Source organism: Kribbella sp. NPDC000426 (assembly GCF_040300265.1).
In the GTDB taxonomy this organism is placed as follows: Bacteria; Actinomycetota; Actinomycetes; order Propionibacteriales; family Kribbellaceae; genus Kribbella.
On the sequence record NZ_JBEPDK010000011.1, the window covers coordinates 73,104 to 87,171 of the forward strand.

Annotated in this window: 12 protein-coding genes; 5 read left to right on the forward strand and 7 right to left on the reverse strand. The window is 69.3% G+C overall.

The features are described from left to right. Positions 1 to 5 precede the first annotated feature (5 nt). Entirely contained in the window at positions 6 to 707 is a 702-nt protein-coding gene (locus tag ABT313_RS41350; RefSeq protein ID WP_350866001.1) for a GntR family transcriptional regulator, read from the reverse strand. A gap of 101 nt (positions 708 to 808) precedes the next feature. Here ABT313_RS41350 and ABT313_RS41355 point away from each other — a divergent pair, with 101 nt between their 5' ends. Continuing rightward, positions 809 to 3,709 (forward strand): aminotransferase class III-fold pyridoxal phosphate-dependent enzyme, encoded by a 2,901-nt coding sequence (locus ABT313_RS41355; RefSeq protein ID WP_350866003.1) that lies wholly within the window; start codon positions 809 to 811, stop codon positions 3,707 to 3,709. A 30-nt stretch (positions 3,710 to 3,739) separates the two neighbouring features. Here the strand turns inward: ABT313_RS41355 and ABT313_RS41360 are convergent, their stop codons facing one another. From ABT313_RS41360 to ABT313_RS41380, 5 genes are all read right to left on the reverse strand, one after another. Next, positions 3,740 to 5,173 (reverse strand): aminobutyraldehyde dehydrogenase, encoded by a 1,434-nt coding sequence (locus ABT313_RS41360; RefSeq protein WP_350866005.1) that lies wholly within the window; start codon positions 5,171 to 5,173, stop codon positions 3,740 to 3,742. Positions 5,174 to 5,177: 4 nt separating this feature from the next. Continuing rightward, positions 5,178 to 7,817, reverse strand: a complete 2,640-nt coding sequence (locus ABT313_RS41365) for an aminotransferase (RefSeq protein WP_350866007.1) — start codon at positions 7,815 to 7,817, stop codon at positions 5,178 to 5,180. Further along, positions 7,739 to 8,089 (reverse strand): hypothetical protein, encoded by a 351-nt coding sequence (locus ABT313_RS41370; protein WP_350866009.1) that lies wholly within the window; start codon positions 8,087 to 8,089, stop codon positions 7,739 to 7,741. The genes ABT313_RS41365 and ABT313_RS41370 overlap by 79 nt, the downstream gene beginning before the upstream one ends. Then, a complete protein-coding gene (locus ABT313_RS41375) occupies positions 8,086 to 8,856 on the reverse strand; it encodes an SDR family NAD(P)-dependent oxidoreductase (protein WP_350866011.1) in 771 nt (256 codons plus the stop codon). The genes ABT313_RS41370 and ABT313_RS41375 overlap by 4 nt, the downstream gene beginning before the upstream one ends. 85 nt (positions 8,857 to 8,941) lie before the next feature. Next, positions 8,942 to 9,850, reverse strand: coding sequence for a MurR/RpiR family transcriptional regulator (locus tag ABT313_RS41380; protein WP_350866013.1), 909 nt, complete (start codon positions 9,848 to 9,850; stop codon positions 8,942 to 8,944). Positions 9,851 to 10,002: 152 nt separating this feature from the next. Between ABT313_RS41380 and ABT313_RS41385 the strand changes: the two genes are divergently transcribed. The 4 genes from ABT313_RS41385 (at position 10,003) to ABT313_RS41400 (ending at position 13,229) form a co-directional block, all read left to right on the forward strand. Next, positions 10,003 to 10,281: a twin-arginine translocation signal domain-containing protein gene (locus ABT313_RS41385; RefSeq protein ID WP_350866015.1), complete on the forward strand. Its 279-nt coding sequence runs from the start codon at positions 10,003 to 10,005 to the stop codon at positions 10,279 to 10,281. Between the two features lie 50 nt (positions 10,282 to 10,331). Further along, positions 10,332 to 11,708 (forward strand): DUF4331 domain-containing protein, encoded by a 1,377-nt coding sequence (locus ABT313_RS41390; protein WP_350866017.1) that lies wholly within the window; start codon positions 10,332 to 10,334, stop codon positions 11,706 to 11,708. Between the two features lie 41 nt (positions 11,709 to 11,749). Next, on the forward strand, positions 11,750 to 12,079 hold the full coding sequence (locus ABT313_RS41395; RefSeq protein ID WP_350866018.1) for a hypothetical protein: 330 nt from the start codon (positions 11,750 to 11,752) through the stop codon (positions 12,077 to 12,079). Between the two features lie 76 nt (positions 12,080 to 12,155). Continuing rightward, on the forward strand, positions 12,156 to 13,229 hold the full coding sequence (locus tag ABT313_RS41400; protein WP_350866329.1) for a Gfo/Idh/MocA family protein: 1,074 nt from the start codon (positions 12,156 to 12,158) through the stop codon (positions 13,227 to 13,229). Here ABT313_RS41400 and ABT313_RS41405 read toward each other — a convergent pair. Next, positions 13,223 to 14,029, reverse strand: coding sequence for a maleylpyruvate isomerase family mycothiol-dependent enzyme (locus tag ABT313_RS41405; protein WP_350866020.1), 807 nt, complete (start codon positions 14,027 to 14,029; stop codon positions 13,223 to 13,225). The two genes, ABT313_RS41400 and ABT313_RS41405, sit on opposite strands and share 7 nt — an antisense overlap. Positions 14,030 to 14,068: the final 39 nt, after the last annotated feature.

The following is a 14,068-nucleotide window of genomic DNA, read 5'->3' on the forward strand; positions in this document are numbered from 1 at the left end:
GGCAGTTACGGGGCGAGGGCTGTGATGTCTGTTGCGGCGACTACGTCGAGTAGGAGTTGCTCGTTGGAGTCGGCGTGTTGCTGGACCAGGCGGCCGGCCTCGGCGGCGTCGCGGCGTACGAAGGCCTGGCAGATGGCGCGGTGCTCGTCGAGCGCCTCGGCCGGCCGGTGGGCCGACTCCCGGTAGGTGGTCTCCAGGATGGACAGCGCGAAGCGCATCTCGACCGCGATACCGGCGAAGAAGTCGTCGACCCGGGCGCTGCCGATCAGGCCGACGACGGCCCGGTGGAACTCCAGGTCCCGCTGCACGATCTCCTGGGCGCGGCCGGACTCGGTCGCCGCAGCCAGCTGGTCGAAGGCGCCGGTGAGCGGCCGCAGCTCGGCATCGGTCAGCGTGGCGGCCCGCGCGGCTGCGCTGCCCTCCAGCGTCCTGCGGACGCGGTAGAGATCGCGGATGTCCTCTTCCGTGAACAGCACGACCCGGGAACCCTTGTGGCGGTAGTGCCGCACGATCCGCTCGCGCGCCAGGATGCCGAGGGCGTCCCGGATGGTGCGGCGGGAGACGTCGAACTGGGCCGACAGGCCCTCCTCGCGCAGTTGCTCGCCCGGCTTCAGCCGGCCGTCCATGATCGTCTCGCGCAGCAGCGCAGCGACCTCTTCGGCGGTCGTACCGCGGTTCAGCCTCGAGACTCGTCCGTCGACCGTCATGCGGCTCCCTCTCTCACCCTGCCTACCTCGTCCAGGGCACTCTATCGCGCTCACTGCAAATGGTAGCATTGGTGCATTGGTCACCAATCCTGTGAGGTGCAATGAGTATCCTCGAGTCCAGCTCGCCGGTAGAACAGTGGAACCAGGAAGTCCTCGCCGAGGTCATCGGCGAAGTCCTTGCCCGGCAGTTCGGTCTCCGGGCGGTCGCACAGTCACCGCTGGGCGGCGAGGTTGATCAGAACGTGGCCGTCGAGCTCTCGGACGGATCCCGCCTCGTCGTCAAGGTCTCGGCGCCCGGAGCCGATCCCGACGAGATCCGCTGGCGTCACTCGCTGCAGGCTCTCGCCGCCCGGCCGGACGCCCTCGGGCCGGTGCAAGTCACCACCGCACGTGCCGCCGAGAACGGAGACACGGTCGTCCCGGTCGACCGCGACGGTACCCGCCGGATCGTCACGGTTCAGCCCTGGCTGCCCGGCCGGACGTTGTCCGACCTCAATAGTCACTCTCCCCAACTCCTCGGCGAGCTCGGCCGGACCGCCGCCCGGATGGTCCAGGCACTCGCCCCGGCCACCGCGTTGCCCGGGGCAACAACTCGCCATTGGGACGTCCTGCGGGCGCCGGAGGCGATTGCCGACGGCATCGACGCGGTCGAGGACCCGGTCCGGCAGGCCCACGTCCGGCAGATCGTCGGGTGGTTCGACCGGGTGATCGACAAGCACGGCGCCACGCTGCCGAGGTCGGTCGTCCACCAGGATCTCAACGACTTCAACGTCCTGGCCCGCCCCGGGCCGGACGGTCGCCATCACGTGAGCGCCGTCCTGGACTTCGCCGACGCGCTCCACACCGCGCGGATCGGTGAGCTGGCGGTGGCGGTCGCCTACTCGATGCTGCGCAAGCAGAATCCGCTCAGCGCGGCAGCGGCCGTCATCCGGGGGTACGCCGCCGAGCTCGAGCTCACCGAGGACGAGCTCGCCGTGCTGTACCCGCTGGCCGCGGCCCGGCTCTGCGTCAACGCCGTCACCTGGACCAAGCGTCAAGTGGACGGCGGTACGTCGTACGGGCACGAGCGGATGAAGCACACCTGGCCGGCGATAGCTCTCCTCGCGGAAACTCCGCCGGAGGTCGGCGAGATCCTGTTCCGCTTGGCCGCCGGAGCTGCGGTCGAACCGGGCAGACCGGTGCCGGCAGCTGGCACCAGGCGGGCGGTGCCCGGCCTGGACCTCGTTCCATTCGAAGCAGCGCACGAACCGGTCGGCCAGGATGATCGCGCCCGGCTCGGCCGTCACCTGCGGGCCGATGCCGGGACCGTCGTCCGGCGTACGACCGAGTCGGGTGCAGCGGCGACGCTCAGACTCGGCGTCGAGATCGCGGCCTCGTCCGGGCCGTTTCAGGTCGTCGCGCCACAGGCCGGCGTCGTGCAGGAGCGGAGTACGTCGTACCTGATCCTGCGGCACGAGGGTGAGGAGACGATCTGGTCTCGCTGGACCGGGCTCGACTCGCCGTTGTCGGCAGGCGCCAAGGTGGCTGCGGGTGAGCCGCTCGGTGCCGCGCAGACCTCTCTCCGCGTGGCGATCTTCCGTTCGTTAGAGACAGCACAAGCCGGCGGCCGACCACTGGTAACGCCCGAGGAGGCAGCCGCATGGGCGATCGTCTCGCCCGATCCGTCGCGCTTCCTCGGACTCGGCGGCGAGCCGGACCCCGCAGTCAACTGGACGGCGGACAAGGTGCTTGCGACGAGAGACCGGCGCTTCGCCCGGTCCCAGCGCTCGTACTACGAACGGCCGATGCAGCTCGTCGGCGGCCGCGGCGCCTGGCTGTACGACGAGTTCGGCCGCGGCTACCTCGACGTGATGAACAACGTCAGTCACGTCGGCCACTCCAATCCACGCGTGGTCGAGGCCGCAACTGCACAGATGTGGCAGCTCAACACCAACAGCCGGTTCCTGTACCGAGGGATCGCGGAGTACGCCGAACGACTGACCGCGCTCCTGCCCGATCCGCTGGAAGTCGTGTTCCTGGTGTGCAGCGGAAGCGAGGCCAACGACCTGGCCGTCCGGATTGCCCGCACGGTCACCGGCCGCCGCGACGTACTGGTGGTCGACGGGGCGTATCACGGCAACACCTCGGTCCTCACCGGACTCAGCCCGAACCGCTACAAAGGCCCCGGCGGCACTGGGCCAGATCCGACCACCCACGAAGTACAGCAACCCAACCGCTACCGCGGCCCGTTCGGGTACGACGATCCCGATGCAGGCAGCAAGTACGCCGCGGACGTCCGGCGGCAGGTCGATCGACTGACCGCACGCGGTACGCCGCCGGCCGCGTTCATCGCGGAATCGGCGATGGGCACAGCCGGCAGCATCTTCTATCCCGACGGCTACCTCGAACAGGCACACGCCAGCGTCCGGGCGGCCGGCGGACTCTGTATCGCCGACGAGGTCCAGGTCGGCTTCGGTCGGTTCGGCGACGTGTTCTGGGGATTCGAAGGTCAGGGCGTCGTGCCGGACATCGTCACGATGGGCAAGCCGATCGGAAACGGCCATCCGATGGCAGCCGTGGTCACCACCCGGGAGATCGCCGACGCGTTCGACACCGGAATGCGGTACTTCAACACCTTCGGCGGCAACCCGGTCTCGTGCGCGATCGGGACCGCCGTACTCGACGAGATCTCCGAGCACGGCCTGCAGGCTCATGCGGCCTCGACCGGGCGGGTCCTCGACGACAGGCTCCGCGAGCTGGCCGGCCGGCACGCGCTGATCGGCGACGTACGCGCCCACGGCATGTACGTCGGCATCGAGCTGGTCAGAGACCGCGCGACCAAGGAGCCGGCGCCGCAGGAAGCGTTGCTGGTGAGCGAGCTGATGAAGGACGAGGGCATGCTGGTCTACCCGACGGGGCCGGCCGAGAACGTGCTGAAGGTCAAGCCTCCGCTCGCGTTCACGCCGGCCGACGCCGAACTGTTCACCGAAGTACTGGACCAGGTACTGAGCCGGGATTGGTGAGCTGGTCTTGTGGGCGGGCCGCCCTGACCGTCAGGTCAGGGCGGCCATCACGTGCTTGATCCGCGTGTAGTCCTCGAGGCCGTACACGGACAGGTCCTTGCCGTGGCCCGAGGACTTGAAGCCGCCGTGGGGCATCTCGGCCACCAGCGGGATGTGCGTGTTGATCCACACGCAGCCGAAGTCGAGAGCAGCCGACAAACGGAGCGCGCGACTCACGTCCTTGGTCCACACCGATGATGCGAGGCCGTACTCGACGCCGTTGGCGCACCGCAGTGCCTCGTCCTCGTCCTCGAACGTCTGCACGGTGATGACAGGTCCGAAGATCTCGTGCTGCGACAGCCAGTCGTCCTGACGTAGACCGCCGATGACCGTGGGCGTGACGTAGTACCCGGTGTCGCCCTGGCGCTCGCCTCCGGTGACGACCGAGCCGTGCGCGGGGACGCGGGAGATGGCGTCGAGTACGCGCCGCAACTGGATCTCGTTGTTCACCGGCGGCACCCAGGCGTCCTGGTCGTCGGGGGAGCGGCCCGCGGTCGTCGTTGCCCGTTCGGTGCACGCGGCTAGCGCGGCGACGAAGTCCGCGGCGGCTCGTGCCTGCACGAGTACTCGGGTGGCCGCGGTGCAGTCCTGGCCGGCGTTGAAGTACCCGGCCGTCGCGATGCCCTCGGCCGCGGCTTCGAGGTCGGCGTCGTCGAAGACGATCACCGGTGCCTTTCCGCCGAGCTCGAGGTGAGTGCGCTTGAGCTGCCCGCCCGCGCTGGCGGCAACGGCCCGGCCGGCCGCGACCGATCCGGTCACCGAGACCATCTGCGGGGTCGGGTGCGCGACGAGCTCGGCCCCGGTCTCGCGGTCGCCGGTGACGACGTTGAGCACGCCCGGCGGCAGGTGCTTCGCGGCAAGCTCAGCGAGCATCACGGTGGTGACCGGAGTGGTGTCACTGGGCTTGAGTACGACGGTGTTGCCGGCCGCGACCGCGGGGACGAACTTCCAGATCGCCATCATCATCGGGTAGTTCCAGGGGGTGACCTGGCCGATCACGCCGATCGGCTCACGGCGCAGCCACGACGTGTGCCCTTCGAGGTACTCGCCGGCCGACCGGCCTTCGAGCACACGCGCGGCGCCGGCGAAGAAGCGGATCTGGTCGACCATCGGCGGGATCTCTTCGGCCTTGGTGAGGTGACCGGGCTTGCCGGTGTTGCGGCCCTCCGCCGCGATCAGGTCGTCCGCGGCGCCCTCGACGTCGTCGGCGAAACCGAGCAGTGCCTTCTGCCGGGCCGACGGCGTACTGCGTCGCCAGTCGACGAAGGCCGCCGACGCGGCGGCATACGCGGCGTCCAGGTCGGCGCCGGTCGAGTTGGGCGCGGATCCGTACTGCTCGCCGGTCGATGGGTCGACGATCGGCATCGTCTCGCCCCGGACGGAGTCGACGAGCTCCCCGTTGATGAAGTTCTGCACGGTCGTCACAGCGTTACCACCCTTCGGTAAGGACACGGTCGAGTGCATCTGCGAAGAAGTCGGCGTCGGCGGTCCCGATGCCGAGCGGGGGCTTGATCTTGAGTACGCACAGGCGGTCCGACGTCGGCTGCATGATCACCCCGAGTTCGCGCATCCGTTCGCAGATCGCGGCGGTCTCCGCCGTTGCGGGCTCCAGCGTGGTGCGATCGCGAACGAGTTCGACGCCGACGTACAGGCCCATGCCGTGCACGGCACCGATGATCGGATGGCGTTCGGCGAGTTCGAGCAGCCGGGTCCGCAGGTGGCCGCCGACTACGCGCGCGTTCTCCTGTAGCTGTTCGTCACGCAGTACGTCGAGAACGACCGTGCCGGCGACACAGCTGACCGGACTGCCGCCGGCCGACGAGAAGAAGTAGCCCTGGCTGCGGTAGCCCGCCGCGATCGCGGCCGTCGTGATGACCGCGCCGAGCGGATGCCCGTTGCCCATCGCCTTCGCCACCGTGACGATGTCCGGTACGGCGTTTTGTTGCTCGAAGCCCCAGAAATGGTGGCCCAGGCGTCCGTATCCGACCTGGACCTCGTCGGCGATGCACAGCCCGCCGGCCCGCCGTACCGCGGCGTAGACCGTCGGCAGGTAGCCATCCGGAAGCGCCATGCCGCCGGCGTTGCCGTAGAACGACTCGGACAGGAACGCCGCGGGCGGGTGGCCCTGCGCAGTCAGGTTGTTGACGGCGGCAACGGCGTCTTCGGCGTACCGGTAGGCGTCGGCTCCGCGGTACTGCCCGCGATAGGCGTTCGGTGCGGCGACCGTATGGGCCCAGGAAGGCCGCGATTCAAGGGCGTTGGGGTTGTCGGCGACCGACGTCGATACGGCGTCGGTCGCGTCGGACCAGCCGTGGTAGGCCTCCCGGACCGAGACGATGTCACGTCGTCCGGTGTTGGCCCAAGCGAGCCGGAGTGCGAGGTCGACGGCCTCGGTTCCGCTGTTGACGAGGAACACGGTGTCCAGCGGTTCGGGCAGGAGCGCGGCCAGGCGCTCGGAGAACTCGACGACCGCGCCGTAGTGGAAGCGGGAGTTGGTGTTGAGCAGACGCCATTGCCGTTCGATCGCGGCGGCGAGGCGTGGATGCCCGTGGCCGAGGATCGAGACGTTGTTGACCATGTCGAGGTAGGAGCGGCCGTCGGTGTCGAACAGGTGGCTCCGCCAGCCGCGCTCGATCTGCGGCGGCTGCCGGAAGTAGTGCTCCTGGACCGGAGCGAACGCGCGGTCCCGGCGATCCAGCAACTCCTCTGCGCCAGTGGGCGCGGTGCGGACCGCGGCCGGATCGATCAGGCCGGTCGGGTCCGGACACGACTCGCCCCAGGCCGCGGCCAGACTGGCCGAGACGAAGAAAGGTGGCCGGCTGTCGAGGTCGCTCACCTGCACCCGAAGCGAGTCGTGAGCTGCGAGCCTGCCGAGGATGTCGCCGGTGTCGACGGCACCCTCGACGCTGGCGGTCGCGCCGCTCAGCCACAAGGTCAGACCCTCCGGGCTCTTGAGCGCGACGGCATCGTCGTACCGCGCGGCGACGCCGGACCATGGTGCCCGGAGCTCTAGGTCCTGTCCGGCGAACACCTCGACGCCGAGGCCGATCGATGCCGGAGCCTCGAACGAGTTCAGGCCGGTGCGGGTCAGCCGTGGCTGGACGTACGGGACAGACACGGCCGCCGATCCGTCCCGCTTGATCGCTGCCGCCGCCGCGGTCGCTTCCGCGTCGTCGACGAGGAAGTATCCGTCGTGGAGTTCGGGGCTTGTCGCCGACAGATCCAGCGCTGTCGGAACGACGGGTTGGTCGATCCATAGGAGTGCTGAGCCGTGGGCGGTCCGGTGCTCACGCCGAGGCCGCACCGATGCGCGGATCAGCTCGGTGAGGACCTCGAGTGGTACGGAGGTCGCCCGCTCGAAGATGGCCCACTCGCGGGCGAGGTTCTCTGTCGCGTAGTGGTTGGTGGGGTCGACCTGGGCCTGTTGCTGACCACTGACTGCCAGCGCCGCGGCTCGGAGTACGACGAGTGGGCCGAGCGCGGCGAGTTCGTCGTCAGAGATCGGCCGGATCCCGTCGTACGCGACGATTGCCGGGAGCATCGTCGCCGGATCGGGGGAGTGGGCGAGCAGGGATGTACAGGTGACGGCGAGTTCGGCGATCGACCAGCTCTCCGCGAGGTCGCCGAAGTCGATCACTCCGACCGGTCGCCGGCGGCCGTCGTCGTCGACCGCGGCGATCACGTTGTCGTCGGTCAGATCGCCGTGGATCACCTGCAGCGGCAGGCTTCCGGCGTACGGCGCGAGCGCTCTGGCGGCCGTCCTGGCGGCGGCGAGCACGGCCTCCCGCCCGCCGGGAACGGTCACGAAGTCGGCGAGTCGCGTCACGACCTCGGCCGCGTTGCGGAGGTCCCATTGGAGGGAGCGGGTCGGGACCTGACCGGCGAGGCCGGTCAACGCACGCGACGTACGGGCGGCGAGATCGCCCAGGGCGGCGACGATCTCGGGCGCGAGGTAGCGGCTGTCGCTGAGGACGTCGCCGGCGACAAAGCTCACCAGCCGCGCGTACGTCGACTGTCCGCCGAGGACGATGGGCTGGACGGTCGAGCCGTCGGGGCCGGGGATCGCCACGGGCACGAGGATGCCGGGCTCGTGCAGGGCGACCTCGGCGGCCGGCGGTCCTGCGCCGCCAGGTCTTCGCGGGTGAAGGCGGCGTTGGACACCTTCAGGACGTAGCGGGTCCCTTGCTGGTCGATCAGGAAGTTCGCATCCTGCTGGCTACCGAGCTCGGTGGCGTCGCCGTCGACGCCGTACGTCGCTCGGACGTACGCCGCCGCCTGCTGCGCGGTGATCTGCGGTGCCGGGAGCGCCGCTTCCTCGAAGAAGTCGAAGTGTTGCGTCATGCTCGTTCCTCCGCGATCGAGTTGCCGCCGTCGACGACGAGGCACTGGCCGGTGAGATAGGACGAGGACGGCGAGCACAGGTAGGCGATCAGGCCGGCGACCTCCTCCGGGGTCCCGCTGCGGCCGACCGGGGTCCGCAGACCCTGGCTGTGCTCGTCCGGTGTCTGCGAGTCGGTGGCGATCCAGCCTGGCGCCACGGCATTGACCGTGACCCCTGCGGCCGCCGAGTCCAGCGCGAGTCCGCGGATCAGGCCTGTCACGCCGGCCTTCGCGGCGCAGTACGCGACCTCGCCGCGCATAGCCATGACCGGTCCGGTCAGGCTGGACACCATCACCAGACGACCGGTGCCGGAGTCCTCAAGGGCCGGCAGTACGGCGCGTGCGAACAGGAACGCCGCGTCGAGGTTGCGGGACAGGCTTGCCCGCCACTTCTCGTACGACAGTTGCCTGGCTGTTCCCGACTCCGGCTCGGGATGGGTGGTCGAGGTCAGTCCTGCACAGTTGACGGCGATGTCGAGTCGGCCGAACCGGGAGATGGCAGCCTGGGCCAGTTCCTCGGCGGTGCCGTCCCGGGTCAGGTCACCGGCGATGGCAACGGTGCCGGCGGGGAGTTCGGCCGCGCGCTCGTGCACCCGGTCGCCGGCTGCCGAGATGGCCAGCGACGCACCTGCGGCGCTCAGGGCCTGGGCAACCGCAAAGCCGATGCCGCGCCTGCTGCCGACCCCGGTCACCACTGCAGCCCGGCCCGCCAGGTCGAGGTCGCCCACGCATAGCCACCTTCCTACGATTGGTGACCAATCTAGCAGCTACGTAATTGGTGATCAATCGCGGGATGCGGCGATGGTGCTGGTGTCAGAAGCCGAGCCTGCGGCGCAGCGCCGTCAGCTGCTCGGACGCCTCCACCGACCGCTCGGCGGCCAGGGTCGCGACGCCCTGCGCCAGCACGTCCCCGACGACGATCGAGGTCAGCGGCTCGCCGGTCAGGCCGGTGGGAGTCGTCGGCGAGTGCAGCGTGACAGTCACCGCTCGGGCGAGCTTGCTGCCCGGGTCCTCGGTCACGAGCACGGTCGCGGCGCCGACGTCCCGGGCGCGGTCGACGAGGACGTCCACCTCGATGACCGAGCGGCCGGGTGCGAACAGGACGACCGCATCTCCGGGGCCGATGGCGAGCAGGTCGTCGGCGAGCCGGAAGCCCCCGGCCTCCAGAGCGGTCACGCGGAGCCCGACCCGGCGCAGTACCAAGGCCAGATGATCCGCGGCCACGAACGAGGCGCCGAAGCCGTAGGTCAGCGTGTGTTTCGCATCGAGCAGCAGTTGTACGGCGTGCTGGTACGTCTCGAGCGAGAACGTCGGCTGCATCAACTCCAGGCGGTCCATCGACTCCGCCAGGACCTGATGCCAGACGCTGGCCAGGTCCCCGCCGGTGGACTCGACCCGCTTGCGGGCGCGGACCACCGGCCGGTTCGCCTGCGTGAACGGCGCGGCGATCTTCGCTTTCAGCTCGGCCAGGCCGGAGTACCCGAGCGCCTGCACGGTTCGGATGACCGTCGCGTTGCTGGTCTTCGTCTCGGCGCCGAGGTCGGCCGCCGAGAGGAACAGCAGCTCCTCGGCCGTCCGCTCGGTCAGTGACCGGCTGACCGCCCGCGCGGCCGGCGAGAACCCCTCCCACCGCTCCCGGATCCGGGCCCGCAGATCAGCTATCACATCGGCCGAGCTCGCAGCGGCAACACCGTTCGCAGAACCATCCCGGGACTCATCCATGTAATGGATGATACGAGCCCGACACCCTCGCCGGGCTCAGGCCGAACCGCAGGGTCGGATCTGCGGACGGACTGACGGCCGACCCATCCGGCGGTGCCTCGGCGGCGAAAGCCTCGTGAGTGTTGATGTGCCATCAGAGGGAAGGGGCAGACATGAGTGACGCAACACGCCGGGGCTTTCTGGTCTTCGCCGGGGCAGGGACCGCGGCTGCGGTCGGTGCGGTGGCGGGGGTGAAGATCCTCGGTGAGCGGCCGGAGGCGGCCGCGGGTGGGGACGAGTTGCAGGCGGCCGATCTGGCGACGGCGGAGTCGTTCGTCGTCCACGTGAAGGACGTGAGGAAGGGTCAGCTGGCGATTCTGGTCGGCCAGCGCGAGGTTGTCCTGACCGATCGCGAACTGGCCGCGCGTCTCGCCGGCCTCACCACCACCTGAGCCGCGGCTCTCCTGCAATTCACGCAGACGTTTTCACTGGAGGAACAGTCATGTCTTCGCATCGCGAAGCACCGGAAATCTCGAAGGACCCGGTCGCCGACAACACCGATGTCTACGCGTTCGTCAGCCCGGACAAGCCGGACACGGTGACGCTGATCGCCAACTTCATCCCGTTCCAGAATCCGTACGGCGGCCCGAACTTCTACGAGTTCGGCGACGACGTGCTGTACGAGATCCACATCTCCAACAGCGGCACCGGCCGCTCCGACATCAGCTACCAGTTCCGGTTCCACGCCGAGATCAGGAACAAGAAGACGTTCCTGTACAACACCGGCCCGATCAGCTCGATCTCCGATCGCACCTGGAACCGCCCGCAGTACTACTCGGTCACGCGGGTGGAGAAGGGCCGCTCGCGGGTCCTGGCCCGCAATCTGGCGGCGCCGCCGGTGAACGTCGGCATCCGCAGTACGCCGGACTACGCGAAGCTCGCCCGGCAGGCGATCCACACGATCGGCACCAACCGCAAGGTGTTCGCGGGCCAGCGGGCCGACGGGTTCTTCGCCGACCTCGGCAGCATCTTCGATCTCGGCACGCTCCGGCCGTTCCAGATGGCGCACCTGATTCCGTCGGCCGCGGCGATGGGCGTCAACGGCCTGCAGGGATCGAACGTGCACACGATCGCGCTCCAGGTCCCGATCACCGACCTCACCCGCGACGGGCACCGGCCGACCGGCGTCCTGGACCCGAAGGCCGTCATCGGTGTGTACGCGTCGGCCAGCCGCCAGGCGTCCAAGATCCTCGACGGCGTGTACGGGATCCCGACGTGGCACGGTCCGTACAAGCAGGTCTCCCGGCTCGGGAACCCGTTGTTCAACGAAGTCATCGTGCCGATGGCCGAGAAGGACAAGTGGAACAGCCAGCCGCCGTACGGCGACAAGCGGTTCGCCGGCTTCGTGACCAAGCCCGAGCTCGCGGGTCTGCTTCCGGTCCTGTACCCGGGCGTGTTCCCGAACCTTGCGGCGTACAAGAAGCCCCGCGCGGACCTGGCGGCGATCCTGCTCACCGGCATCCCGAAGGGCGTCGTACGAGGGTTCCAGAACTACACGGGACCGGTGCAGGCCGACCTGTTGCGGCTGAACGTCGCGGTCCCGCCGGCGAAGTCGCCGAACCCGTTGGGTCTGGTCGCGGGCGACGCGGCCGGCTTCCCGAACGGTCGCCGGGTGTTCGACGACGTCGTCACCGTGGAACTGCGTGCCGTCGCGGGTCTGACGATTCCGTTGGTGGACCCATCGTTCAAGCCGGACGCCGCGGCGGCAGCGATCAAGGACGGTACGTCGAACACCAACGCGGACTACCTGACGTGGTTCCCGTACCTCGGTACGCCGGCCGGCGGCTACCAGTCCAAACCCGGAACCCCGGCCGCATGATGAGCACCGTCGAAAACCCGCACGCGGGCAAAGGATCCTCGGTGCTGCTGGACATCGGCGGAGAAGTCGGCGCCCTGGTCATCACGTTGCCGGCGGCGCTCGAGGGCGAGGAGATCGAACTCCGCCCGAGCAACTTCACCGCCGGCCACGCGGTCCACCACGCACACGGACACGGGCACGGGCACAGTCACGCGTTGCCACACGTTGCCGTCGTACCAAGGCCCTCGCCGGACGGCGAGATCGTCCACTCGGCGGTCTTCTTCGAGGTCCCGCAGGGCAACTACGAGCTGTACGTACGGCCCGACGGACCCGTGCAACTGACCGTCGACGTCACCGGGGGAGCGGTGACGGAGGCCGATTGGCCACAATAGTCCGCAGGCCGAACGCAGGACCGCCGGAGTCCCATCCGGCGGCCCTGCTTACTCGTGAGGAGCCAGTGTGGATGTGATGGTGGTCGGTCTCGGCTTCGGCGCCGACTTTGCCCCGATCTACCAGGCCCACCCCGACGTCGGCCGGGTCGCGGTCGTCGACACGGATCTGGCGCGTACGGCGGAAGTAGCCGAGCGGCTCGGGACCGCCGACACGTTCCCGACCCTCGACGACGCGCTGGCGGCGCCCGGCTGGGACGCCGTACACCTGCTGACGCCCGTCCGATTTCACGCCCACCAGGTGCAGCAGGTGCTGAAGTCCGGCCGGCACTGCGCGTCAGCGGTGCCGATGGCAACGACCCTGGAGGACCTGGACGCGCTGATCGCGGCCCAGGAAGATGCCCAGCGCAACTACATGATGATGGAGACCGCGGTGTACTCGCGGGAGTACTTCCACGCGAGGCAGCTGCTCGAGTCCGGGAAACTCGGCCGGCTCACCTACTTCAAGGGCGATCACCTGCAGAACCTCGACGGGTTTCCGGAGTACTGGCGCGGCTATCCCCCGATGCACTACGTCACGCATGCGCTCTCACCAGCACTCGCCCTTGCGGAGACCCGCGTCGAGTCGGTCCGCTGCCTCGGATCGAGCCGCCTCACCCCGGATCACATCGGCGTTGCGGGGGAGGGGTTCGGCACCGAGGCCGCGTTGTTCAAGCTGAGCGGCGACGACGATCTGGTCGCCAACGTGACGATGTCGTTCTTCCAGCTCGGCCGCAGCTATCTAGAGGGCTTCTCCGTGTACGGCGACGAAGGCGCGCTCGAGTGGCCGCAGCTCGAGGGTGGGCCGATGAAGGAGTTCTCGTTGCAACCGCTGGCCGCGGGGCATCGCGGTCGCGGGGTTGCCGAGGCGGACGTGCGGCCCGAGGGCGCGCCGGAGTTGCTGCCCGAGCCGCTGCGCAGGTTCGCCGACGGCGGTCACGGCGGCTCACATCCGCATCTCGTGCACGAGTTCGTGTCGAGCATCGTCGAGGACCGCGCGCCCCGGGTGGACGCGCGGACCGCGGCGACCTGGACCGCCCCGGGAATCTGCGCCCACCAGTCGGCGCTCCGGGGCGGTGCCGAGGTCCAGGTCCCCGACTACGGGGTTCAGTAGCCGGGGAACACCGTGCGGAGAGTGGCCAGGCTGATCGGGCCGGTCAGCTCGAACGTGGCCGGGGTGTGGTCCGGGCTGAGGCGGCCGGCGATGAGTCGCAGCCAGGACTCTGCCGGCAGGGTCAGCGTTCCAGCGGCGTCGTCCGCGGGATTCGGGTCGATGCTGACCGGATCGTCGAGGCGTAGCGAGAACGCGGTTGCCGGATCGGTGGTGGCGACGTTCAGTACGGCCTGCTGGCCGTTCAGGTTGGCCGGCTTGCTGATCCAGCTCAGGTCGCCGACGGTCTGGAGGATCTGCGGTACGGCGCCGGCGTCGAGCGTTGCGCCCGGGTCGGACGCCACGCGCACGTCCCACGAGTGATAGGTGAGCTCGCTCAGGCGCATCCGGGCGACGGTCGCCACGTCGGCCGGCGCTGGGAGGTAGCCCAGCTCGATCCGGAGGTTCTCGCGCTGGTCGTCGTCCAGCGACTCGAACAGGGTCGTCAGCTTCTCGTTCCAGACCAGGAAGCCGGCGGACTGCTCCTGGCGCGACGACGAGTCCCAGCGGGCCCAGACGTTCTTGTTGAAGTCGCCGTCGGCGGCGGGTTTGCCATCGAGGGCGAGCTGGACCGTGTTGGTCATGATCTCCGCACCGCTGCCGAGGTGGCTCAGCACCTGTGCGATGTCCCACTCGGCCGCCGCCGACGGACCGGCCAGGGCGTCTTCGTCGAAGTTCGTCACCAGCTCCGCGAGCCGTTCGTAGCCGGTGCGGAGTGCGGCGATGACGGTGTCGGCGGTGTCGGCGGGGTCGGCGTTGCTCAACGTGTGCCTCCAGAGGCGATCGGGCCAAGTAGTTGAAAC

Coding starts and splice junctions, on each gene's coding strand:
- ABT313_RS41350 (WP_350866001.1), bottom strand. CDS start 707: ATGACGGTCGACGGACGAGTCTCGAGGCTGAACCGCGGTACGACCGCC.
- ABT313_RS41355 (WP_350866003.1), top strand. CDS start 809: ATGAGTATCCTCGAGTCCAGCTCGCCGGTAGAACAGTGGAACCAGGAA.
- ABT313_RS41370 (WP_350866009.1), bottom strand. CDS start 8,089: ATGACGCAACACTTCGACTTCTTCGAGGAAGCGGCGCTCCCGGCACCG.
- ABT313_RS41380 (WP_350866013.1), bottom strand. CDS start 9,850: ATGGATGAGTCCCGGGATGGTTCTGCGAACGGTGTTGCCGCTGCGAGC.
- ABT313_RS41385 (WP_350866015.1), top strand. CDS start 10,003: ATGAGTGACGCAACACGCCGGGGCTTTCTGGTCTTCGCCGGGGCAGGG.
- ABT313_RS41390 (WP_350866017.1), top strand. CDS start 10,332: ATGTCTTCGCATCGCGAAGCACCGGAAATCTCGAAGGACCCGGTCGCC.
- ABT313_RS41400 (WP_350866329.1), top strand. CDS start 12,156: ATGGTGGTCGGTCTCGGCTTCGGCGCCGACTTTGCCCCGATCTACCAG.